Below are 21,711 nucleotides of genomic sequence, written 5' to 3'. Positions count from 1 at the left end.
TTTTTCATTTTCAGTTTCGTCTTTCTTGTCAGTAGAAGACTCTTCTTTAGCGGCATTTTTAAATTCTTTAATACCGCTTCCTAATCCTTTCATTAATTCTGGAATTTTCTTACCTCCAAAAAGTAATAAAACAACTGCTAATATAACTAGGATTTCTGTAACACCAAATCTTCCCATGATTGAATAGTTTATGCCGAAGCAAATTTGTAATAAATCTTATGACAAAGGTAAATAGAATAACTTAAACTGAATTTAATTTAACTATTATTTAATTCAGTTTAAGCAAAAAATGTATTAAATGACACCGACGACAGGATTTAAGTTGAACTAAGAGACCAAAGCACTTTGGTTGACATTAATTATTATATTTGTAGCATAAAGAAAATGTATGTCAGGAAAAAGATTGAAAAGAAAAAAACTGCACCGTAAATTATTCACAAAAAACCGCTTGGTTATTTTAAATGAGGATACTTTTGAAGAAATATTTTCTTTAAAATTAACCTTAATGAATGTTTTTGTTGTGGCGACAGTTGGCGCTATTTTTTTGATTTCAGTCACCACTTTTATAATTGCTTTTACCCCTTTAAGAGAATTTATTCCAGGGTATTCTTCTTCTAAATTAAAAAGGGATGCTACTGAATTAGCTTTAAAGTCAGATTCATTAACCATCGCATTAAAGAAGAACGAGATCTATATTCAATCCATTCAAAAAGTGCTCACCGGAGAATTAGAATACGCAAAATTTAACAAAGATTCCATACTTTCATCCAGTGAAGAAGTTGTGCCGCAATTAAAATTATCGGCATCAGAGGAAGAATTGGAACTAAGAAAAGAAGTTGCAAAAGAAGAAAAAGCCACACTTTCTAAAAAATCGAAATAAATAATAGTACATTGTTATTTTATAAAGAAACAAAAATGTCAATAAAATCTATAGCAGCAAAATTATTTGCACAAAAAATCTATACGAAAACGCAAGCTTGGGCTACCAATCCTGTTAGCAGTCAAAAAGCTGTTTTTGCATCATTAATTAAGGAAGCGAAGAAGACCCAATTTGGACTAGACCATCATTTTGATCAAATAAAAACTTTTGAAGACTTTGCTAAACATGTTCCAGTTCGGGATTATGAAGACTTAAAACCTTATATTGAAAAAGTGGTGAAAGGAGAAGAAAACATTCTTTGGAAAGGAAAACCGCTTTATTTCGCTAAAACATCAGGGACGACTTCTGGAGCAAAATACATCCCGCTTACTAAGGAATCCATGCCCTATCATATCGAAGCGGCTCGAAATGCCATTCTATTGTACATACATGAAACAGGTAAGGCTAATTTTGTGGACGGAAAAATGATTTTTCTGCAAGGAAGCCCGGTTTTAGAGGAAAAACATGGAATAAAATTTGGGCGATTGTCAGGAATTGTAGCTCATTTTATCCCTAAATATTTGCAAAAAAACAGAATGCCTTCTTGGGAAACCAATTGTATTGAAGATTGGGAAACCAAGATAGATGCCATTGTCGAAGAAACCTTTGATGAAAACATGACCGTAATTTCAGGAATTCCTTCTTGGGTACAAATGTACTTTGAGCGTTTGCAACAAAAAGGAGGGAAGACCGTAGGCGAAATATTTAAAAATTTCAATCTCTTTATTTATGGTGGGGTCAATTTTGAGCCTTACAGAGCCAAATTTGAAAATTTAATAGGTAGGAAAGTGGATAGCATTGAGCTATTTCCAGCCTCGGAGGGATTTTTTGCCTACCAAGATTCTCAGAAGGAAAAAGGAATGTTGTTGTTGTTGAATGCTGGAATATTTTATGAATTTGTCAAAAGCGATGAATTTTATTCTGATCCCGAAGGCCCGGGACCTAGACGGTATACCATTGGAGAAGTAGAATTAGGAGTCAATTATGTTTTGATAATTTCCACTAATGCCGGACTTTGGGGTTATAACATCGGGGATACCGTTCAGTTTACTTCATTAAAACCATATCGAATTATCGTTTCAGGAAGAATCAAACATTACATATCCGCTTTTGGGGAACACGTGATTGGGAAGGAAGTAGAATGTGCCTTAAAAGAAGCTATGGAAGGAACTGATGCACGGGTAAATGAGTTTACGGTTGCTCCGCAAATAAGTCCTTTAAGTGGATTGCCTTATCATGAATGGTTTATTGAATTTGAAAATGAACCGAAGGATGACGCCGCTTTTAAAGAAGCGTTAGACAATGCCATGAGAAAGCAAAACATGTATTATGATGACTTGATTGTAGGCAATATTCTGCAAAAAGCGGTGATAACAAAAGTAGTCAAAAACGGCTTTCAAGAGTACATGAAATCGATAGGAAAATTAGGAGGGCAAAATAAGATCCCGCGCCTTTCAGATAACAGAGCTATTGTTGATGTATTAAACATAAAATAAAAAAAGTATATTCGTAAGTTAGAAACTATATAATAATGAAAGAAAATAAAAATATATCTAGATCCCGAGCACAAGAATCATCGGCAGCCATTGAAAAAATGTACATTACAATGCGCCATTTATTCAACAGGGGGTTTTATAAACCAATGGGTATCTCTGGAGATACGTTACGTGAAGCCTTATTAGCGTTACGTCCAGAAATATATGGAAACATTGCAGAAGAAAAAGTAGAGTTAAACGGACTATTGTATGTTATTGAGCGACTGCCTGTAGGAATTGAAGAATGTAGATTTATTAACCTTACTTCTGATGAAGGGTATTCTAAATCTCATTTTCAGGCAATTATTCCCCCTAAGAGGAAAAGAAATTGTTACCGCATAGATGAAGAACAAATGAACGTGGAGATCACGAGAGGCCGTTCAGATATCTATGATATTTTGACCCATTTGACCTTTATTTTCATTGAATCACATAAAATACGAAGTCGAGTTTTGCTTGACGATGCTGGTGAAGTATCGCGTGACTGGATGAAACTGCAGCTGGCCGTTTCGCAGAATAAAAAATTGACGCTTATAGAAAAAGAAAAGGCGATTTCACATGCGGCTAATATCCTTGGAAGAACTTTTGAAGATGTGTTAGACATATATGACGCATTTGGATCAGATGCGGCACCAGATCGTTTTTTACATGTGATTTTTTGGTTAGGAAAATTAGCGATAGAAGAAAGTCTCGACAATCACAAACGTACCATTACGTTCAGTCCTATTTTAAGAGAGCGTTTAGGGCACCACATACATGGTGAAATATGGGCTACAAATATAAAGGAAGTTTTGAAAGCAAATCAGTTATTAGACCGCCCTATTCATGTTATCAGTGCCAATATGCACAGTGTAATGAATTCTATTTTTGCCACCACGGTATTAAAAACCAAGTTTAAAGAAAAATCAGATTTCTTTATTTACGAAGAGTTGAGTAGATCTGGCGCGCATGAAGTGCGAAACAAAGTGGAAGAAGTGGCCCTGAAACACGGGATGATTTCGATACCTGATAAGTCTGGGACTAATATTGACGTGCAAATTTTTGATACTGCAAAAATTAATTGGGCTAACAGCTCTTTTCCATCGGCTAAATTAGGGGATAAAAAACCGGTATTAATTGTAATGGATTATGCTTTTGGAGAGCAAGCCTATGAAACGATTGACGAGTTATTAAAACCATTCAAAAAAGATATTTTATTGAATGTAGAATCGGTTTCTATTATGGGAAAAGCGGGAATTCTTGAAGGAGGGAAAGGAGACATCATGATTCCGAATGCCCATATCAATGAAGGAACAGCCGATAATTATTTTTTCCATAATGAATTAACGGCAAAGATGTTTGAAGGCAATGATATTGCTGTTTTTGCAGGACCTATGGTTACTGTTCTTGGAACCTCACTTCAAAACAGAGATTTATTGAAGTTTTTCCATGAATCAACTTGGGGGGTAATTGGTTTAGAAATGGAAGGATCTTATTATCAAAAAGCCATTCAATCAGCCTCTAAAATAAGAAAAAGTGTTCCCCATGATCTCAAAGTGAGATATGCTTATTATGCTTCAGACAACCCTTTGGAAACCGGAAGCACATTAGCTTCAGGGGGACTGGGAACAACGGGTGTAAAACCTACTTATTTGATTACCATAAAAATATTGGAACAGATTTTCAACGTAAAATAAATTTTTAGGATGAGTACAAACGTACCCCAGAATCAAGAAGATCAGGAAATAGACTTATCACAAATTTTTAAAAAAATAGGCGTGTTTTTTGAAGGGATTGCTACAACAATTTTCAAAGGAATCTTATTTATTAAGAATAACATTTTGACATTTTTACTCTTGTTCGTTATAGGTTTTGGATTGGGTTTTTATTTAGACTGCAACCACAAAAGTTATGAAAGTGAAATTATTGTAATGCCAAACTTTAATTCGAATGACTATTTATACTCTAAAATTAATTTATTAAACTCTAAAATAAAGGAAAATGATACCGTTTTCTTGAAGAAATTGGGATTTGAAGATGTGAATCAAATTAACAGCGTCGAGATTAAACCGATTCTAGACATTTATAAATTTGCCAGTAGCAATGTGCGAAATTTTGAACTTATAAAGTTAATGTCAGAAAAAGGGGATTTAAATAAAATTGTAGAAGCTAATTTGACCAGTAAAAATTACCCTTTTCATGCTGTTAATATTTCTACTTCTAGCATGATAACTTCCGAAGGGCTTATAAATCCTGTGCTTGCTTATTTGAATTCATCAGAGTATTATTCGAAAATTAAGACAGAAAACAGGAATAACATTGAGATTAAAATTAAACAAAGCGACTTAATAATAAATCAAATCGATGGGTTTTTAGCTGCTGCCCAGAACAATACAAGAGGAACAAGTAATAATTTGGTTTATTACAATGAAAACTCGCAATTGAATAATATTATCAAAACTAAAGACTCTTTGATAACAGGACAGGGATATCAAAGAATAGAAAGAATAAATTCTGATAAAGTAATCAAAGATGTCAGCATTGTTACCAATTTAAAGAATACGAAAGGTATTAATGGAAAGCTAAAACTAATTTTGCCGTTGGTTTTAATTTCTTTATTTCTAATTTTTTCAATTTTTATCCGATTTTATAAGAGACAGAAAGTCAAGTTTGAAAATAATATATAATTAGAGGATGAACGTTTTTGCAACTGTTTAGCTCATTACTCTGAAATATTCGAACACAATATCTCAAAAATGCCTGTAAAACTTAACGGATATTATGAAAGAAAAAATTAAGTACAACCTTGAAAGAGCGCTTGCTAATAAAGATCTTGTACAAAGTTTTAAAACGATGTTTTTGCGTGTTTTAGGGGTAGTTGTTCTTTTTGGATTTACTCTTTTTCTAACAAATACTTACGATCCCAAAATAATTGGTCAATATGATTTTATCAGAACTTTTTTGCTCATTACTGGAAGTATCTGCATATTAGGGACTGATCAATCTATTCTGTACTTTACTGGAATGCTGAAGAATCGTCAGCAATTAAGCGATTTAAAGGGGGTGTATATTAAAATGATCTTCTTTATTTTAGGAATGTCATTATTAACGCTGTCGTTACTCTATATTATCGGGCAAGAATTCATTAGTTTTTATTTAAATGACAATAAAATTTACTACGCTATCCTAAAAGCGACATCTGTGTTGTTTTTTTATAGTCTAACGCTATTTAACACAGAGGTTTTAAGGGCTTTAGAGCAGGTCTATATTGCCGAATTATATAGAAACACCTTTAAGTATTTATCAGTTATCATAGGTGCGGTGCTTTTGTTTTACATTAATGAAGAAACCTATTTAGTAGATGCATTTTTGATAGGCTTTGTATTTTTATCCATTTTTTCTACTTTCAGAATTCTTACAGTTTTTGATAAGAGTGCTATCTATAAAAAACCAATATCAAGTTATCAAATATCATATCGCTATATCTTTTCTAAGTCTTATCCGATTGCGATTAGTACGTTAGCTATTTTTTTATTGATGAGTTTTGATGTTATATTTTTAAAAAAATATAAAGGAAACGAGACAGTGGCTTTTTATGCTTTGGCGGTGAAATTAATGACATTACTGCTGGTCGTTATGAATTCAGTGAACATTACTATTTCGCCAAAAATAGCAGAACTTTTCTTCGCTCAAAACATAACAGATTTAAGAAAAACGATGCGTAATAGCGCAAGAATGATTTTTGGTCTTTCTTTACCTATAGTAATTTTATTTTGTTTGTTGTCAAAACAGATTTTAATGCTTTTTGGTAAAGAATACCTAGCCGCAAGAGACCCTTTGTTGATATTATTGATTGGTCAGGGAATTTGCTCTTTTTTTGGGGGAGTTCAAGTGTATATGAATATGACAGGAAGACAAAATATTTTTCAGGTTATCCTCATTTTTGCAGTAGTGTTAAACTTTTTTTTAAACCAAATACTGATACCGATTTATGGTATGAGTGGAGCTGCATTTTCATATGTGATAAGTATGTTTTTTTGGAATTTGATAGCAGCAATCATAATCTTTAAAAAAGATAAAATAGTAGTATTTTTAACATAAAACACATGAGATGCAAAAAGTAATTAAAAAGAACAAGTTTTGGTTTCTGCTACTGTTTAGCGTTTTCTTAGTACTATCAACATTGACTGTTTTTTTATTGCCGGAACGATATTTTAATGATACTTTAATTATAGTATATGATAAGTATAATGAAATTGGTTGGGTAGGTAGTTATCCTTTTGCAATCATGTTCTACAAGATTACAGGTTTGAAGTACTTGCCCTTTTTTCTAATAGCCGTGATTCAGTTTTCAATAACAACTTATATCCTGTACCGAATAGGAATTCCATCTAATTTTCATATTATTAGTGTAAAAAATATAGTTTTTTATATTGCTTTTTTGCTGTTAGGGATATATATGTCAATGCCTACAAAAGAGTTTATTACGTTCCTGATGTTTTCAACAATTCCCTTTATCTTTTTATCCAAAAAATCCAATAGGGAAAAGGTCATTTATGCGTTATTGTTGACCGTTTCTTTTTCTTTTTTCCGAGTGTATTATTTGATAATTCCAATATTTGCTGTAGGGATGTATTTAATTTCTTTTATCCGTTTTAAAAAGAAGGCGTTTACGACTATTTTTACAGGGATTTTGATAGCTGTTTTTGTGTCATTTAGCCATGGTATAGTGAAAGGAGAATTTTTATCAAAATTAACACGTCAAGATTATGCTGAAGAAAAAGCGAACACAGTCAACACGATAATTATGTCTCCAATATCACAAGAAACATGGTATGGTGAAGCATTTGGTATTTTTTATGGCTATTTAGCAGTTAATATCCCGATAGTTCAAGCATTAAAACACTTACTTTCTCCTCAAGTTTTAGCTTTTGTCGCTTGGGAACTGACACTTTTTTATATTTTATTTATTAAGTTAGCGAGATGTTTGAAAGATAGAAAAAAACATTTTTTAGAATTTTGGACTCTACTTATTTTATTTTCCTATTTTTTAGTTCAAGGAATATTCGAGCCTGATTTAGGGACTTCTATTCGCCATAAAATAGGTTTTTTGCCAATTATATATTTTGCGTTATATTATGAAAACTTTAAAAGATAAGCATAGTTTTATAGTTAATTCCTTCCTTTTTTTAATTGCGATTACAATCATATTTCGAAAGCCATGTACGATCATTATAATTGGCTTTTCTTTATACAGTTTGTTTTTTTTAAAAAAAAATGGAATTTCCCAGAAAAGCAATTTATTCGCTGTTGATAATTGCAATTCCTCTCCTATTAGAGATTCTCTTTTTCTGGAATAATGATAGTTTCATTTTAGGAATCAAGTCATTAGAGAAATCACTTTCATTATTGTTATTCCCAATTTTTATTATTGGAAACTACAAGTACATACAATTTTATAATTTGCTCAAGGCATATGCTATTACTACAACAGTAGTGCTATTGTTTTTTTTGATTCGGTATTATTTTGAATTCAACCAGTTTTTCTTGAGTTTTTATTATGGGATGAACATGTGGCAAATGGGATATCATTTTTCGCAGACCATTGGTATGCATGCGCCAGCACTGAATATGCACGTTGCTTTCGTTTCGATATGTAATTTATACTTTTTGATTAGTAATGTAAAAACATCAAAATTCATTCTTTGCAAACTATTGTTTTTGGTTTTGTTTCTTTTATCATTTATTTTTTTGTTGATTATCAATACTAGGATTGCTCTATTAGTAAGTTTACTCTCGTATAGTGTAGTTTTACTATTTCAATTTAGCAAAACACAAGATTTTTCAAAAATGATTAAGACCGCTGTGGTTGTTATTTTGGCGATGCTTTTAATAGTAGCAGTTTTTGTAAAGAACAATCAATTTATGGAAGAAAAATACAATAGATTGATTTTTGACAAGCTCGAAATGGTTGGAAAGTTAGACCAAATAGAAAGGCCGGAGGTAGAGATTTATAGTTCATTAGTCACTCGATTAACGATATGGAAAACAACAATAGATTTAACTAAGGAGCACCTATTTTTTGGTGTTGGTTCGTCAGACAGCAAAAACGAATTGTTTAAATATTACAAACAGACCAATCAATTGTTTTTAACAAAATACCAGCTTCCTGTTCACAACCAGTATCTCGATTTTTTACTCAAGTTCGGCGTTTTAGGACTATTAGGTGTTGTACTTTATATTGGATATATTGGATACATTGGATTTAAGTTAAAAAACAGCATGGTCATTTCATTCTTCATGCTTTTCTTTATTGCTAATCTAACAGATGATTATTTGATTCGGTTTGACGGAATAGCATTTAGTGGTTTTTGGATGTCTGTATTTACGGCATTTTATTTTAGAATAAAGACACAAAAAAAATCCTCCTAATTATTGGGCGATACTACGTTCATCTTTTTTAAAATTTAAACCAGGTAATAATTCACCTACTTCTGGAAACTGTTGTAAAATCTCCACAGCCACATTTTCATCGACATAATCAGGCCCAACGGGTAGCTTTTTTAAATAATTATCTGTGGCTTCAATAGAATTAGTCCTCCATCTACATCCTTCTTTAATTAAATACCATTGCCCTGTTGTAGATTTTACAATTTTACCTTCATAACGATCAACATCTGAAACTTCCACAGTTACAGCCTTTGAGCCTTCTGCAGCTGTTAATTCTTTGTCATTCTTTTTGGAGTCTTTTTTTTCACCACAAGAAACTAATGACATCATAATAAAAGCGGCTGTTAAAAACGATAATTTTTTCATGTTGAATGAGTATGATTATAATATAATAAGCACAAATATCGTTTTTTTCCACATAAAATTATGATGCTCAAACAGAAAAGATATATAAGTCAGAAAATGTAGTACCTATATTTATAATGGCTACTTTAGCAAATATTGAAAATTAGACTAATGAAAAGAATCAAAATTGCTCACATAGCCCACTCTATTGGAGGAGTAGACGTTTATATGAGATTAATTTTAGACAACATTGACAATAATAGATTTTCTAGTATTGTCATTCATGGTTATCACGACACGAATCAATTTTTTTTCGATAAGAATAAAAACAGGGTACAGTCATACAACACTTCTATAGTTAGAGATATTTCACCGGTACACGATTTAAAAGCAATTGTTTCTATATGTAGAGTTTTAAAAAAAGAAAAACCAGACTTAATTCATGCACATAGTGCAAAGGGAGGAATCATAGGACGAATAGTTGGAATGTTACTTGGTATAAAAGTTATATATACACCACATGCTTTTTCCTATTTAAGTACAGAGTCGAAAGCGAAAAGAATGCTTTTTCTTTTTATTGAATGGCTGTTTTCTAAAGGCAATGTTGAACTGTTAGCCACTTCTAAGTCTGAGATGGACCGGGCGATAAAGGAAGTAGGATATAATGAAGTACAGGCATGTAGTATAGATAATTCAATTAATGCAATAGAAGAAATAGCAGAATTAACAATTTCTAAAACGTGGCCTGAAATATATATCTGTACTGTTGGTAGGCCTTCCTATCAAAAGAATATTGAACTGATGATTCAGGTTTTGTATGAAGTGAATAAAAGTCAAAAAATACATTTAGTAGTTATGGGAGTTGGGCCCGTATCTGGACAATTAGAATCTGTGAAAAAGACTATTGATTCCTTAGGAATGGGCGTTAATGTTACACTCCTAAATTGGACGGAAAGATCAGATGTTTTTAATATTATTAGCAAATGCAAATTCTATATTTCTACTGCAAGGTACGAAGGGATGCCTTATTCGATAATCGAAAGTTTAGCGCTTTCAAAGCCTTCTATAGTTACGGATTGTGATGGAAACAGAGACTTGATTGAAGACGGTTATAATGGTTTTGTGGTACAAAATAATGATGTAACTAATTTTAAGAATAAAATCCTAAAGCTATTAATGGATAAAGAACTACTTGATGAGTTTTCTAAAAATGCCTATCAATCATTCGTCGAAAATTATAATATTCAAAATAGTGTTTCTAAATTAGAATCTCTTTATCTAAAACAGGCCAAAAGTTTTTAAATCCGAAAAAAGTCTAATGCTAAAAAAAATAATTCAAAAGGAAAAATTCCACCCGGGAATTTTAAGTTTTTTTATAAATTATAATTTTCTAATAAGGAAATCAATTAATGCTGCAATTAAGAAATATGCTAATCAATTGAGTGGCTCTCTATTGGATTTTGGATGTGGAACAAAACCCTACAAAGCATTATTTTTTAATGTGAACGAATATATTGGAATTGATTATAAAATGGAGGGAAGAAATGACGACTATAGTGCAGTTGATCAATTTTATGACGGGAAAGTAATTCCCTTTGAAAACAATAGATTTGACTCCGTACTATGTACGGAAGTTTTAGAACATGTTTTTAACATTGAAGAGGTTTTAAAGGAGTTTAACAGAGTTTTAAAAATGAATGGAAAAGCATTAATCACAACACCTTTTATGTGGGAAGAACATGAAATGCCATATGATTTTGCCAGATATACAACGCCAGCCTTACTGTTTATATATCAAAAAAATGGTTTTAAAATAAATGATAATTTTAAAACAGGAAACTATATTGAAGTGATATTTCAGTTTTGTCTAAATTATGTCAAGAATATACTACCGAGTAATAAATACATCAGACAAGTTTTTTTAGTTCCATTTATAATTTTCTTTAATTTTTTTGCTACTCTTTTTAGTTTCTTATTACCCGTTGATCAAACGGCCTATTTCAACAACGTTTTTGTTTTAGAAAAAATAGAGGATGTATAATAACGCTCAACTCCCTTTTTTCAAGGAAAGAATATATTTTTATAATACAAATATTGCTGGTTTATTATACCTTGCAATGATAAAATTGAGGTATGAAAAGAATACTTATTACCGGAGCAGCCGGATTTTTAGGATCGCATCTATGTGACCGTTTTATTAAAGAAGGTTATTTCGTAATGGGAATGGATAATCTCATTACTGGAGATTTAAAAAACATAGAACACCTGTTCAAACTCGAAAATTTTGAATTTTATCATCATGATATCACAAAATTTGTCCATGTTCCAGGTCAGTTGGATTATATCTTGCATTTTGCCTCACCAGCTAGTCCCATCGATTATTTAAAAATTCCAATTCAAACACTAAAAGTGGGTTCTTTAGGAACACATAATCTTTTAGGTCTGGCACGAGTTAAAAAAGCCAGAATTCTTATTGCTTCTACTTCTGAAGTCTATGGGGATCCCTTAGTTCACCCACAAACGGAGGAATACTATGGTAATGTAAACACAATAGGACCTAGAGGGGTTTACGACGAGGCTAAGCGATTCCAGGAATCCATAACGATGGCCTATCATACTTTTCACGGAGTAGAGACCAGAATTGTACGCATATTCAACACCTACGGTCCAAGAATGCGACTCAATGACGGAAGAGTTATTCCTGCATTTATCGGTCAGGCGCTGCGTGGTGAAGATCTTACGATTTTTGGTGACGGTAACCAGACACGTTCCTTCTGTTATGTAGACGATCAGGTGGAAGGTATTTTTAGATTGTTGCATTCAGACTATGTCTATCCCGTTAATATTGGAAATCCAGACGAAATAACAATCAAAGATTTTGCAAATGAAATTATAAAGCTGACTGGCACTAACCAAAAAGTGGTTTATTTCCCTTTACCAATTAACGATCCTTTGCAACGCCAACCAGACATTACAAAAGCAAAAGAAATATTAGGATGGGACGCCAAAGTAAGCCGAGGAGAAGGAATGAAAATTACCTATGATTATTTCAGATCAATGTCTAAAGAAGAACTTTCCAAAGAAGAACACAAAGACTTTTCAAAGTATATAAGTTAATGGGCGTACTATCGACTTCGAAAAAAGGTAAATGAGTACAATAGTTTTACTTTATCTAGGACGAGTATTAGTATACAGCGTTTTAAGTAAAATTTGATAGTTGAATTTTATACTATTAGAATTTATAGTGCATTTTGTCTTTTGTATAGTTTTATTATACTATAATTATATTTTAGATATAAAAATTAATAGCATATTTACTATATGATATTTCTACTAGTTATTTTACCCTGAGAAGTTTTTAGTTATTAGAAAGCAAGTTTTAATTAAAGTAGTGCAATCATTATGGTTCTAGTATAGGTAATCGATTAAAATAATTGCAAGCAGTTTACGATGCAATCAAGTGATGACAGGTAGTTTTTTAAAAGTTAATTAGTCAAAAAATAGTATGGAACACAATAGCTAATCATGACAGCATCTAGTATAGGAAGATATTCAAAATACATCAGACCCATTAGTATCTTAGTGGACTTAATGGTTATTTCTATAGTAAGCTTTTATTTATTTGAAAATCAAATTTTTAATATTGGGTTTTATATTATCTATCTCATAATAGGTTGGTGCGTTGTTGCTGTCTTTATCCATTTTTATGATGTGTATCGTTTTACAGCTCCAACTGAAATTATTGCTAAAATAAGTAAGCAAGGCGTTTTATTTCTTTTAATAGTTCTTGCCTTTTTTCCATTTTCAAAGCAGTACGCTTTTAATGAGAAAAATGTAATTTTCTTTATAATTGTCAGTATTGCTCTAATTTCAATTTCGAAATTCGTTCTGTTTTATCTTTTAAAAAAATACAGAATAATAACTGGTAGCAATTTTCGGAATGTCATTATCATTGGATATAGTCCAGAAGCAATTCGGCTAAAAAAAACTTTTTGAATCAAGAAGTGATTATGGCTATCATTTTTTTGGATTTTTTTCAGATCAACAAGATAATATGGAAATCAAAGGAAAGTTGGAAAAGCTGAAATCCTTTGTCATAGAAAATGAAATCGATGAAATTTACTGTTCCTTGAAAGAAGTTTCTAATGTGCAGTTAAACAAAATAATCGCTTTTTCTGATGAGTATAAAAAAACAATTAAATTTATTCCAGACTCGAAAGAGATTTTTTCAAAGCATCTACAAATTGATTATTATGATTCTTTTCCAGTTCTCTCTTTAAAGAAAACAGTCTTAAATGATCCTACAATAAAGATCTTTAAACGTTTATTTGATGTTGTTTTTTCGATTATTGTTATCATTGGGCTATTGTCCTGGTTGATGCCAATTTTGGCAATTTTAATAAAACTGGAATCAAAAGGCCCCGTGTTTTTTAGACAAGGCCGACCTGGGATCGATGAAAATGAATTTTATTGTTACAAGTTTCGATCCATGAGAATTAATGAAATGACAGAAACGGAAGCATCTAAAAATGATCCTAGAGTTACTAAAATAGGAAAGTTAATGCGGAAAAGCAGCATAGACGAAATGCCTCAGTTTTTTAACGTACTCCTTGGTGACATGTCTGTAGTAGGACCGCGTCCTCACCTGTGGTCGCAAAACCTCTCCTATGCAAACAAAATTAAAAAGTATGCAACGCGGCATTGTGTTAAACCCGGCATTACTGGTTTAGCTCAGGTTAGGGGGTTCAGAGGGGAAATTGAAACAGAGCGAGACATGATCAATAGAATAAAATTTGATGTTTTTTATATCGAAAACTGGACATTGATTCTGGATCTAAAAATAATACACCAAACGATAGTTAATATTTATAAAGGAGAAGAAAAAGCATATTAAAAATGGCAACATCCTTAGTATCGATAATAATTCCGACCTTTAATTCTGAAAAGTTTATCTTAGAAACGATCTGTTCTGTTCAAAAACAAACCTACGAAAAATGGGAAATTATTTTGGTTGACGATTGTTCGTCAGACAACACGGTAGCTATCATTTTAGAAATGGTCGAAAAGGATGACCGAATACATTTTTTCCAGCTTGAAAAAAATTCGGGCACTGGTGTTGCCAGAAATAAAGGACTTTCTAATGCTAATGGAAGGTATATTTCTTTTTTGGATGCAGATGATTTATGGCAACCAACTAAGCTGCAAAAACAAATGGAATTCATGAGGTTGAATAATGTACCGTTTACCTTTTCTTTTTATGATTGCATAGACGAAGAGGGGACATCATTAGAAAAACGGGTAGAAGCTCCACTAAACCTGTCATACATACAATTGGTTTTCTGTAATTATGTTGGGAACTTGACTGGCATCTATGATGTCAATTACTTTGGTAAAATACCTATTTCGTCTGTTCGGAAAAGACAAGATTGGATGCTTTGGCTTACAATTCTGAAAAAAATAAAAGTCGCTAAGCCGGTTCCTGAAAGCTTGGCTTTTTACAGGATTCGGGAAAACTCAATTTCCACTTCTAAATTTGATTTGATAAAGTATAATTTTGCAGTTTACAGAAGGTTTCATGGCTTTAACTTCGCGCTGGCGGCTCTTTATATGGCGGTTTTTTTATGCGCACAATTGGCTTTAAAACCACATTATATCAAGAAAATTAAACCATCGACTTAAATTGCTTCAATTTGCCTCGTTTGTTTCTTTTTAAAAAATCTTTTCGGATAAAACGGAATGTTAAATTAGGTTCCAGATACAAGGCGATTGCACTTTCTATTTTTTTAATTTGAGACTGACTTAAAACAGTATCACTTACATATTTAATTTCAAAAGTATCTGTTTTGAGTTGCTTGATTGTGAACTCTTTTACATTTCCATCATCCTCAATAATACTTTTTGTGATGTAATAAAAGGTTAAACCAGGCGCTTTTTTACCGCTGGGTAAAACAGCAATATCATTGCTGCGCCCAATTAATTGCTTCAAAATAGGTTTTTGTACCGTACTTTTTTTATCTAAAACTCCGATATCTCCAATATCATACCGAATAAACGGATGGGCTTTATTAAACAAAGAAGTGATTACAATGCGCCCTCTCGTACCGTAGGGTAGAACAGCACCATCATCATCCAGAATTTCCACAAATAAAGTTTCAGCATTGACTTGCCATTCTTCTTCTGGGTTCTGAAAAGCGATTAAATCTAGTTCTGACGCACCGTATTCGTTGATGATGCGAATTCCCAGCTGTTTTTGTAAAAGTATTTTATCCTCTTCAAAAAGCATTTCAGAGGTAACCATACAGGCTTTTAATGATGGGCATACGTCTTTTAAAACAATGTTTTTTTGCTGTAAAAATTTAGCGAACAAAACGATTGAACTAGTATAACCATTGATGTAATCGAATTTTTTAGTTCGAAAATGTTTTAAGAAACGCTCCAAAATTGGATCAGATAAGTCAAAGATTGGTAATCGAAACCGGTTGCTCAAAAAATCCTTAATCCGTTCTTTTTGGTAACCAATAAAATTCATAGGGATTCCGTAAAAACGAGCTTGATAGGACGTGTTTAAATCAATTCCGAACCCACCATAACGGTAAGCGGTAGAAGCCCAAAATAAGGCATGAGTGTATTTGTCTCTTGCGAAGATAAAAGGATCTCCGCTGGAGCCAGAGGTTGTACCAACATAAATATTTTTAAGAGAATAACCGTGGGAAAGTCTTTCATTTAAAGGCTGCTGTAGATTTTGCTTGTTTAAAATAGGCAGGTCGTTCCAATTGGCAAATGATTTTGCACCAACTAATTTCTGGTAAAAAGGATTGTTGTTTAAATGAAAGCTTACAATTTCTTTTTTCTTATTTTCGATGAAATTCTCTTTTTCGCTTGCTGTAAAAGCGGTGATTTTTTGCAGTTCAGCTTTAGCCTCCTCAATCGGGTAGCCATTAAATTGAAGCGATAAGTCAAAAAGAGGGAGCATTTGTAGTTTTTGTTTATTCAAAAATAAGGCATAAGAACAACTAAACGGGTAGAAGCGACAACTTTTTGGGAATTAATTATTTATTACGTGTAAAAGCAATTATTTTTGCTTCATCCGCTAAAAGGCGGACGAGAAACTAAACAACACAACAGATGACAATTTTACTTTTAGGTTCAGGCGGAAGAGAACATGCATTTGCATGGAAAATGATTCAAAGCCCACTTTGCGATACACTTTTTGTTGCGCCAGGGAATGCTGGAACCGCAGCAATAGCAACAAATGTCAACGTCAGTATCACTGATTTTGACGCCATAAAAGCATTTGTTCTGGCCGAGAAGGTTGAAATGGTTGTTGTGGGGCCCGAAGATCCTTTGGTAAAAGGAATCTATGATTTTTTTATAAACGATGAAGAGTTGAGTCATATCCCGGTTATTGGACCTTCTAAAGTTGGAGCCCAGCTTGAAGGAAGTAAAGAATTTGCTAAAGAATTTTTAGTGAGACATAAGATACCAACTGCCGCTTACGACAGTTTTACTGTCGATACAGTAGAAGAAGGATGTAAATTTCTTGCCACTTTAAAACCTCCTTATGTATTGAAGGCAGACGGATTAGCAGCAGGGAAAGGGGTGTTGATAATTCATGATTTGGCAGAAGCCAAAAAAGAATTAAGAAATATGCTAGTACACCAAAAATTTGGCGCAGCTAGTGCTAAAGTAGTTATTGAAGAATTCCTTGACGGTATAGAATTGAGTTGTTTTGTTCTTACTGATGGGAAAAGTTATAAAATACTTCCAACGGCCAAAGATTACAAACGCATTGGCGAAGGCGATACGGGATTGAATACAGGCGGAATGGGAGCGGTTTCTCCAGTTCCTTATGTTGACGCCGTATTAATGGAAAAAATAGAAACACGCATCGTTAAACCTACAATTGATGGGTTCCAGAAAGACGGTATTCCATACAAAGGTTTTGTGTTTATAGGTTTGATTAACGTAAATAACGAACCCATTGTTATTGAATATAATGTAAGAATGGGAGATCCGGAGACAGAAGTGGTTGTTCCAAGATTAAAAACTGATTTGGTAGAATTATTTTTGGCAGTGGCCAATGAAAAGCTCGACGAAATCACACTTGAAATTGACGAGAGAAGCGCGACAACGGTGATGGTCGTATCTGGAGGATACCCTGAAGATTATGAAAAAGGAAAGATGATCTCTGGACTTGATAAAATTACGGATTCTATTGTTTTTCATGCCGGGACGAAACTACATAATGGAGCTGTTGTCACTAGCGGAGGAAGAGTGTTAGCTATAACGTCTTACGGGAATGACTTTCAAGAGGCCATAAAAAAATCTTATCAAAATATAGACAAGCTACATTTTGATAAGATGAATTTTAGAAAAGATATTGGCAACGATTTATTATAAATAAGTGAAGTGTTGTTTAACCCTAAATTTTATTTGGGGTTAATACTGCCTTCTATTTAAAAAAAGAGTGCGCTGTAGTATCTTGGTTTTCTTCACCATTGTCATCGTGTAATTTCAATTGCATAACCCAGTATACCATTGCTGCTGCACAAATGATCATGAAAAGCCAATTGATAGTATTGGCAACAAACCACGATTCAAGTTCCAATGAACGTAAAAAGTCTAACGGAGTAAATAATATATTTACAAATAGGTACTGAATTCCTTCAAAAAATGATTTCATATCTTTAAAATTATGTTGTTGTTCTTGTAATTTCCAAGGAGTAAAAAATCCTTTTATTAAGAATCTTTTTCAACTTGAGTGTTTCCTTTTTAAACAAGTATTATATTTACAGTTTTAAAGTTACAAAAGTATAAAATATCCTTATGATTACAAGCCTTTTTAAAAAATCTACACCATTAAATTTTTCATTAATGGTGATAGTAATACTGAGTTTTTTTTTGATCTATCAAATTCAGGATTTGGTTTGGATCGATTCCGGTATACTAATTAGTCAAAAGGTTGGAATTTTACTTGTTTTATTAGGATCTATTTTTTTTACAAATTTCATTTCCATAAAGAACGGACTGAGTAAAGACAGTAGTTACACCATCTTCTTTTATTTTTTATTTCTGATTTTTTTTCCTTCGGTATTAGACAATATTAATTTAGTTTTTGCTAATTTATTTATTCTATTAGCGCTTCGCCGATTACTCTCTCTCCAGTCCCTAAAAGCGTCTAGCGAAAAAATATTCGATGCCTCCCTATGGATTTTTGTGGCTGCTTTATTCCATTTTTGGTCAATTCTGTACTTAGTATTGGTCTTTATCTCGATAATGTTCCACGTTTCTCGAGATTATAGAAACTGGATATTACCGTTTATTGCCTTTTTTGCAGTAGGAACTCTTTTTGCGCTTAGTTCGATACTTTTTGACATCAGCGCATTAAAGTATATCAACAGCAGTGTAAAAACCAGTTTTGAAATCAATTATTTTTCTAATAATTATCAAAACGGAGCTTTGTCTATTTATGCAACTGTGGCTTTATTCTTTGTTATTTCAATGTGTGCGACGCTATCCAGCAGACCAATGGTAACTCATGCTTCCTTTAAAAAAATCATTGCTTCCTTTTTTATCGGGGTATTGATTTTCTTAGTCTCTTCAAACAAAAGCAATGATTTGCTGATTTTCACAATCGCTCCATTAGCTATTATGGCAACAAGTCATATTGAAATGCACCAGTTAAAATTGAAACAGGAAATGGTTTTGTTTGTTCTAATTGCCTGCAGCTTATTCGCTTTTTTCTCGCAACTATAATTTAGTTCCGTACGACAAGTCTCCTGCATCGCCTAGTCCCGGTACAATATAACTACGCTCGTCCAGTTTTTCGTCTAAAGAGGCTACCCAAAGATGGCACCTGTCTGGTAAGCATCTTTCCAGATGGGCTATTCCTTCCGGTGCAGCAATTACGACGGCAATATGAATTTCTTTTGCTGCTCCTCTTTCCATCAATCTGTTAAAAACGGCTACGATCGATTGGCCTGTGGCAAGCATTGGGTCTACTAGTAATAAATATTTGTCATTAAAATCAGCAATAGCTTGGTAGTCAACAAGGATTTCAAAGGAATCATCATTATTTGGATGATGTCTGTAGGCAGATATAAAACCGTTTTCGGCAGCGTCAAAATAATTTAAAAAACCCGTATGCATAGGAAAACCTGCACGTAAAATAGAACAGATAACTAATTGATCAGCAATTTCGGTGGTGTTTTTTGTACCTAACGGTGTCTGAATTTCGACCGCTTTATAATGCAATTCTTTACTCAGTTCATAGGCCATTATTTCCCCTATTCTTTCAATATTTCTTCTGAAACGCATGCTATCTTTATGTATATTTACGTTTCTTATTTGACCAAGAAAATGATTAAGAACGCTATTTTTTTCGGAGAGATTGTGAATTTGCATGATGTATGTAATTATTGTTTTTAGTTGCCAAATCAGATTTGATGTTGCGTTTTTGGTTCTAGATTAGTTTTGTGATTTGTAATTTTTTTATAAAAGTATAAAAAGTATCTTTGTAACTATAAAATATAAAATATGTTTTCAAAATTAGCGTACTCCGTATTCGAAAAAAGCATCAAAGATTATCATCAATTTGATAATGTAGACCAGCCTATAAATAACCCTTTTCCTAAAGAGCAATTTGAACATTTATTGTATCTAAAAAACTGGATTGATACTGTTCAATGGCATTTTGAGGATATAATTCGGGATCCAAATATCGATCCTGTTGCTGCTTTGATTTTAAAAAGAAGAATTGACGCTTCTAACCAGGAACGTACTGATATGGTGGAATATATTGATGGTTATTTTTTGCAAAAATACAGCGATGTAAAAGTAAAAGATAATGCAAAAATCAACTCAGAAAGTCCTGCGTGGGCTTTTGACAGATTATCCATCTTAGCATTGAAAATTTTTCATATGAATGAAGAAGCCACTCGTGCAGCAGCTTCTCAGGAGCATAGAGATAAATGTCAGGCAAAATTAAATATCCTGTTAGAACAAAGAACGGACTTGTCTACTGCAATTGATGATTTATTGTCAGATATAGAAAGTGGGGATAAGTTCATGAAAGTGTATAAACAGATGAAGATGTACAATGATGATGAATTAAATCCTGTTTTGTACCAAAATAAAAAATAAGATGGTAAAGACTTCTTTTTTTCAACGGAACCATTGTTTTTTAAGGTCATTTATATCGTTGGATTTTTAGGCGCTTTTTATGTTTTGTACGAAAATAGTTTTCTTGAAAAAGAGAAACAGTCTGGAATTGCTATTTATATGATTGTGTTGTTTGGTTTTTTTTATTTAAGAAGGGCTAATGTTATGTTGAAGCACAGAAAATCACAAAACGATTCAAAAAATACAGAGCAATAGTGGTGGTGAATATTCACACACATATAGCCGTCATGAGACTTTCCGCAATGGGAGACGTCGCCATGGCGGTTCCTGTTTTAAGGGCTTTTGTAAATCAATACCCCAAGGTAAAGCTAACGGTCATATCGCGTCCTTTTTTCAAGCCTTTTTTTGAAGGGATACACAATGTTTCTTTTTTTGCTTTCGATGATAAACACCGACATAAAGGGCCTTTAGGCCTGTTGCGTTTGTTTGAAGACGTTAGAAAACTGGAAATCGACTCTTTTGCTGATTTACATAATGTCTTGCGTTCTAAAATAGTCAGAACATTATTTACATTAAACGGAAAAAAAACAGCCTATACTGACAAAGGTCGTGAAGCGAAAAAAGAATTGACTCGTCGCGAAAACAAGGTTTTTAAGCCCTTGTTTACCGTATTTGAAAGACACGTGAAAGTCTTTGAGGAACTCGGTTTTCCGGTAGATTTGTCTAGTCCGATATTTCCCCAAAAAACCACGTTAGATCAAGAAATAGTAAATTTTATTGGATCTGATCACCAAAAATTAATTGGAATCGCTCCGTTTGCACAATACGAGGCTAAAGTCTATCCCTTAGATTTAATGCAAGAGGTGATTCATCAATTGGCCGAAAATCCAGCACATAAAATCCTTCTTTTTGGAGGAGGAAAGAAAGAAATAGAAACCTTAGATGTGATGTCAGGTTCAAAAGACAATGTAATTAACATGGCTGGAAAAATGAAGTTACAACAAGAGTTGGCACTTATTAGCAATCTGGATGTCATGGTTTCCATGGATTCTGGGAATGCGCATATTGCGGCTATGCTGGGAGTAAAAGTCATCACAATTTGGGGTGGTACGCATCCTTATGCAGGATTTGCACCTTTCAATCAGCCTTTAGAAAATGCTTTACTTTCAGACAGGGAAAAATATCCTATGCTGCCCACCTCCGTTTACGGAAATAAAATTGTTCCCGGTTATGATGAGGCGATGAGAACCATTACGCGAGAAATGGTGGTCTTGCGAGTTCAGAAGCAGTTAGAAGAGTAAGTCGCTTTAATCTTAAAAAAAAATTCCAAATTCCAGTTTTTGAAGTTGGAGTTTGGAATTT

At 33.0% G+C, this 21,711-nt stretch carries 21 protein-coding genes and 1 pseudogene; 17 read left to right on the top strand and 5 right to left on the bottom strand.

All coding sequences use genetic code 11. The annotated features are described in order from the left end of the window. Window positions 1-177, bottom strand: a 177-nt coding sequence (gene tatA, locus A3SG_RS0105270) for a twin-arginine translocase TatA/TatE family subunit (protein WP_016988977.1), incomplete at its 3' end; no start/stop codon positions are given. A gap of 211 nt (window positions 178-388) precedes the next feature. Here tatA and A3SG_RS0105265 point away from each other — a divergent pair. The 7 genes from A3SG_RS0105265 to A3SG_RS0105230 all read left to right on the top strand — a co-directional run bounded on the left by A3SG_RS0105265 (window position 389) and on the right by A3SG_RS0105230 (window position 8,865). After that, window positions 389-880, top strand: coding sequence for a hypothetical protein (locus A3SG_RS0105265; protein ID WP_016988976.1), 492 nt, complete (start codon window positions 389-391; stop codon window positions 878-880). A 35-nt stretch (window positions 881-915) separates the two neighbouring features. Continuing rightward, entirely contained in the window at window positions 916-2,415 is a 1,500-nt protein-coding gene (locus A3SG_RS0105260; RefSeq protein WP_016988975.1) for a GH3 auxin-responsive promoter family protein, read from the top strand. Window positions 2,416-2,450: 35 nt separating this feature from the next. Then, the gene (locus tag A3SG_RS0105255) at window positions 2,451-4,130 is read left to right on the top strand and encodes a DUF6909 family protein (RefSeq protein WP_016988974.1); all 1,680 of its coding nucleotides are present in this window, start codon (window positions 2,451-2,453) and stop codon (window positions 4,128-4,130) included. A gap of 9 nt (window positions 4,131-4,139) precedes the next feature. Further along, window positions 4,140-5,120: a hypothetical protein gene (locus tag A3SG_RS0105250; protein WP_016988973.1), complete on the top strand. Its 981-nt coding sequence runs from the start codon at window positions 4,140-4,142 to the stop codon at window positions 5,118-5,120. Window positions 5,121-5,214: 94 nt separating this feature from the next. Continuing rightward, window positions 5,215-6,534, top strand: a complete 1,320-nt coding sequence (locus tag A3SG_RS0105245) for an MATE family efflux transporter (RefSeq protein ID WP_016988972.1) — start codon at window positions 5,215-5,217, stop codon at window positions 6,532-6,534. Between the two features lie 10 nt (window positions 6,535-6,544). After that, a complete protein-coding gene (locus A3SG_RS0105240) occupies window positions 6,545-7,591 on the top strand; it encodes a hypothetical protein (protein WP_016988971.1) in 1,047 nt (348 codons plus the stop codon). Between the two features lie 119 nt (window positions 7,592-7,710). Further along, the gene (locus tag A3SG_RS0105230; RefSeq protein WP_016988970.1) at window positions 7,711-8,865 is read left to right on the top strand and encodes an O-antigen ligase family protein; all 1,155 of its coding nucleotides are present in this window, start codon (window positions 7,711-7,713) and stop codon (window positions 8,863-8,865) included. Here A3SG_RS0105230 and A3SG_RS0105225 read toward each other — a convergent pair whose 3' ends face one another. Beyond that, window positions 8,866-9,249 (bottom strand): hypothetical protein, encoded by a 384-nt coding sequence (locus A3SG_RS0105225; RefSeq protein WP_016988969.1) that lies wholly within the window; start codon window positions 9,247-9,249, stop codon window positions 8,866-8,868. 150 nt (window positions 9,250-9,399) lie between these two features. On the opposite strand from A3SG_RS0105225, the gene A3SG_RS0105220 reads away from it, so the two are divergent. The 6 genes and pseudogenes from A3SG_RS0105220 (at window position 9,400) to A3SG_RS0105200 (ending at window position 14,907) form a co-directional block, all read left to right on the top strand. Next, window positions 9,400-10,530: a glycosyltransferase gene (locus tag A3SG_RS0105220; protein ID WP_016988968.1), complete on the top strand. Its 1,131-nt coding sequence runs from the start codon at window positions 9,400-9,402 to the stop codon at window positions 10,528-10,530. Window positions 10,531-10,546: 16 nt separating this feature from the next. After that, window positions 10,547-11,269, top strand: coding sequence for a class I SAM-dependent methyltransferase (locus tag A3SG_RS0105215; protein WP_016988967.1), 723 nt, complete (start codon window positions 10,547-10,549; stop codon window positions 11,267-11,269). Window positions 11,270-11,361: 92 nt separating this feature from the next. Beyond that, on the top strand, window positions 11,362-12,345 hold the full coding sequence (locus A3SG_RS0105210; protein ID WP_016988966.1) for a UDP-glucuronic acid decarboxylase family protein: 984 nt from the start codon (window positions 11,362-11,364) through the stop codon (window positions 12,343-12,345). A gap of 408 nt (window positions 12,346-12,753) precedes the next feature. Then, entirely contained in the window at window positions 12,754-13,224 is a 471-nt protein-coding gene (locus A3SG_RS22900) for a hypothetical protein (RefSeq protein ID WP_316945179.1), read from the top strand. Between the two features lie 55 nt (window positions 13,225-13,279). Further along, window positions 13,280-14,122, top strand: a pseudogene (locus A3SG_RS22895) (exopolysaccharide biosynthesis polyprenyl glycosylphosphotransferase); the annotation flags it as partial. Window positions 14,123-14,124: 2 nt separating this feature from the next. Beyond that, entirely contained in the window at window positions 14,125-14,907 is a 783-nt protein-coding gene (locus A3SG_RS0105200; protein WP_016988965.1) for a glycosyltransferase family 2 protein, read from the top strand. On the opposite strand, the gene A3SG_RS0105195 is transcribed toward A3SG_RS0105200, so the two are convergent. Beyond that, a complete protein-coding gene (locus A3SG_RS0105195) occupies window positions 14,891-16,201 on the bottom strand; it encodes a phenylacetate--CoA ligase family protein (RefSeq protein ID WP_016988964.1) in 1,311 nt (436 codons plus the stop codon). The genes A3SG_RS0105200 and A3SG_RS0105195 overlap by 17 nt on opposite strands. 152 nt (window positions 16,202-16,353) lie before the next feature. On the opposite strand from A3SG_RS0105195, the gene purD reads away from it, so the two are divergent. Next, window positions 16,354-17,628: a phosphoribosylamine--glycine ligase gene (purD, locus tag A3SG_RS0105190; protein ID WP_016988963.1), complete on the top strand. Its 1,275-nt coding sequence runs from the start codon at window positions 16,354-16,356 to the stop codon at window positions 17,626-17,628. 52 nt (window positions 17,629-17,680) lie between these two features. On the opposite strand, the gene A3SG_RS22230 is transcribed toward purD, so the two are convergent. Continuing rightward, window positions 17,681-17,911, bottom strand: a complete 231-nt coding sequence (locus A3SG_RS22230) for a DUF6341 family protein (protein ID WP_016988962.1) — start codon at window positions 17,909-17,911, stop codon at window positions 17,681-17,683. Window positions 17,912-18,054: 143 nt separating this feature from the next. On the opposite strand from A3SG_RS22230, the gene A3SG_RS0105180 reads away from it, so the two are divergent. Then, complete coding sequence (locus A3SG_RS0105180) at window positions 18,055-18,984, top strand: DUF6427 family protein (RefSeq protein WP_016988961.1); 930 nt, start codon at window positions 18,055-18,057, stop codon at window positions 18,982-18,984. Here A3SG_RS0105180 and upp read toward each other — a convergent pair. Next, entirely contained in the window at window positions 18,979-19,632 is a 654-nt protein-coding gene (gene upp, locus A3SG_RS0105175; RefSeq protein WP_016988960.1) for a uracil phosphoribosyltransferase, read from the bottom strand. The genes A3SG_RS0105180 and upp overlap by 6 nt on opposite strands. Window positions 19,633-19,764: 132 nt before the next feature. Here upp and A3SG_RS0105170 point away from each other — a divergent pair, with 132 nt between their 5' ends. After that, on the top strand, window positions 19,765-20,370 hold the full coding sequence (locus A3SG_RS0105170; protein ID WP_016988959.1) for a DUF4254 domain-containing protein: 606 nt from the start codon (window positions 19,765-19,767) through the stop codon (window positions 20,368-20,370). Window positions 20,371-20,636: 266 nt separating this feature from the next. Then, on the top strand, window positions 20,637-21,650 hold the full coding sequence (locus tag A3SG_RS0105160) for a glycosyltransferase family 9 protein (RefSeq protein WP_029596621.1): 1,014 nt from the start codon (window positions 20,637-20,639) through the stop codon (window positions 21,648-21,650). Window positions 21,651-21,711: the final 61 nt, after the last annotated feature.

The organism is Flavobacterium sp. ACAM 123, assembly GCF_000264055.1.
Taxonomy (GTDB): Bacteria; Bacteroidota; Bacteroidia; order Flavobacteriales; family Flavobacteriaceae; genus Flavobacterium.
This window is presented reverse-complemented; position numbering and strand designations above follow the sequence as displayed.

Coding starts and splice junctions, on each gene's coding strand:
- A3SG_RS0105245 (WP_016988972.1), top strand. CDS start 5,215: ATGAAAGAAAAAATTAAGTACAACCTTGAAAGAGCGCTTGCTAATAAA.
- A3SG_RS0105180 (WP_016988961.1), top strand. CDS start 18,055: ATGATTACAAGCCTTTTTAAAAAATCTACACCATTAAATTTTTCATTA.
- A3SG_RS0105250 (WP_016988973.1), top strand. CDS start 4,140: ATGAGTACAAACGTACCCCAGAATCAAGAAGATCAGGAAATAGACTTA.
- A3SG_RS0105200 (WP_016988965.1), top strand. CDS start 14,125: ATGGCAACATCCTTAGTATCGATAATAATTCCGACCTTTAATTCTGAA.
- A3SG_RS22900 (WP_316945179.1), top strand. CDS start 12,754: ATGACAGCATCTAGTATAGGAAGATATTCAAAATACATCAGACCCATT.
- A3SG_RS0105260 (WP_016988975.1), top strand. CDS start 916: ATGTCAATAAAATCTATAGCAGCAAAATTATTTGCACAAAAAATCTAT.
- A3SG_RS0105220 (WP_016988968.1), top strand. CDS start 9,400: ATGAAAAGAATCAAAATTGCTCACATAGCCCACTCTATTGGAGGAGTA.
- A3SG_RS0105265 (WP_016988976.1), top strand. CDS start 389: ATGTCAGGAAAAAGATTGAAAAGAAAAAAACTGCACCGTAAATTATTC.
- A3SG_RS0105195 (WP_016988964.1), bottom strand. CDS start 16,201: ATGCTCCCTCTTTTTGACTTATCGCTTCAATTTAATGGCTACCCGATT.
- A3SG_RS0105170 (WP_016988959.1), top strand. CDS start 19,765: ATGTTTTCAAAATTAGCGTACTCCGTATTCGAAAAAAGCATCAAAGAT.
- A3SG_RS0105240 (WP_016988971.1), top strand. CDS start 6,545: ATGCAAAAAGTAATTAAAAAGAACAAGTTTTGGTTTCTGCTACTGTTT.
- A3SG_RS0105160 (WP_029596621.1), top strand. CDS start 20,637: ATGAGACTTTCCGCAATGGGAGACGTCGCCATGGCGGTTCCTGTTTTA.
- A3SG_RS0105230 (WP_016988970.1), top strand. CDS start 7,711: ATGGAATTTCCCAGAAAAGCAATTTATTCGCTGTTGATAATTGCAATT.
- A3SG_RS22230 (WP_016988962.1), bottom strand. CDS start 17,911: ATGAAATCATTTTTTGAAGGAATTCAGTACCTATTTGTAAATATATTA.
- upp (WP_016988960.1), bottom strand. CDS start 19,632: ATGCAAATTCACAATCTCTCCGAAAAAAATAGCGTTCTTAATCATTTT.
- A3SG_RS0105215 (WP_016988967.1), top strand. CDS start 10,547: ATGCTAAAAAAAATAATTCAAAAGGAAAAATTCCACCCGGGAATTTTA.
- A3SG_RS0105255 (WP_016988974.1), top strand. CDS start 2,451: ATGAAAGAAAATAAAAATATATCTAGATCCCGAGCACAAGAATCATCG.
- A3SG_RS0105210 (WP_016988966.1), top strand. CDS start 11,362: ATGAAAAGAATACTTATTACCGGAGCAGCCGGATTTTTAGGATCGCAT.
- A3SG_RS0105225 (WP_016988969.1), bottom strand. CDS start 9,249: ATGAAAAAATTATCGTTTTTAACAGCCGCTTTTATTATGATGTCATTA.
- purD (WP_016988963.1), top strand. CDS start 16,354: ATGACAATTTTACTTTTAGGTTCAGGCGGAAGAGAACATGCATTTGCA.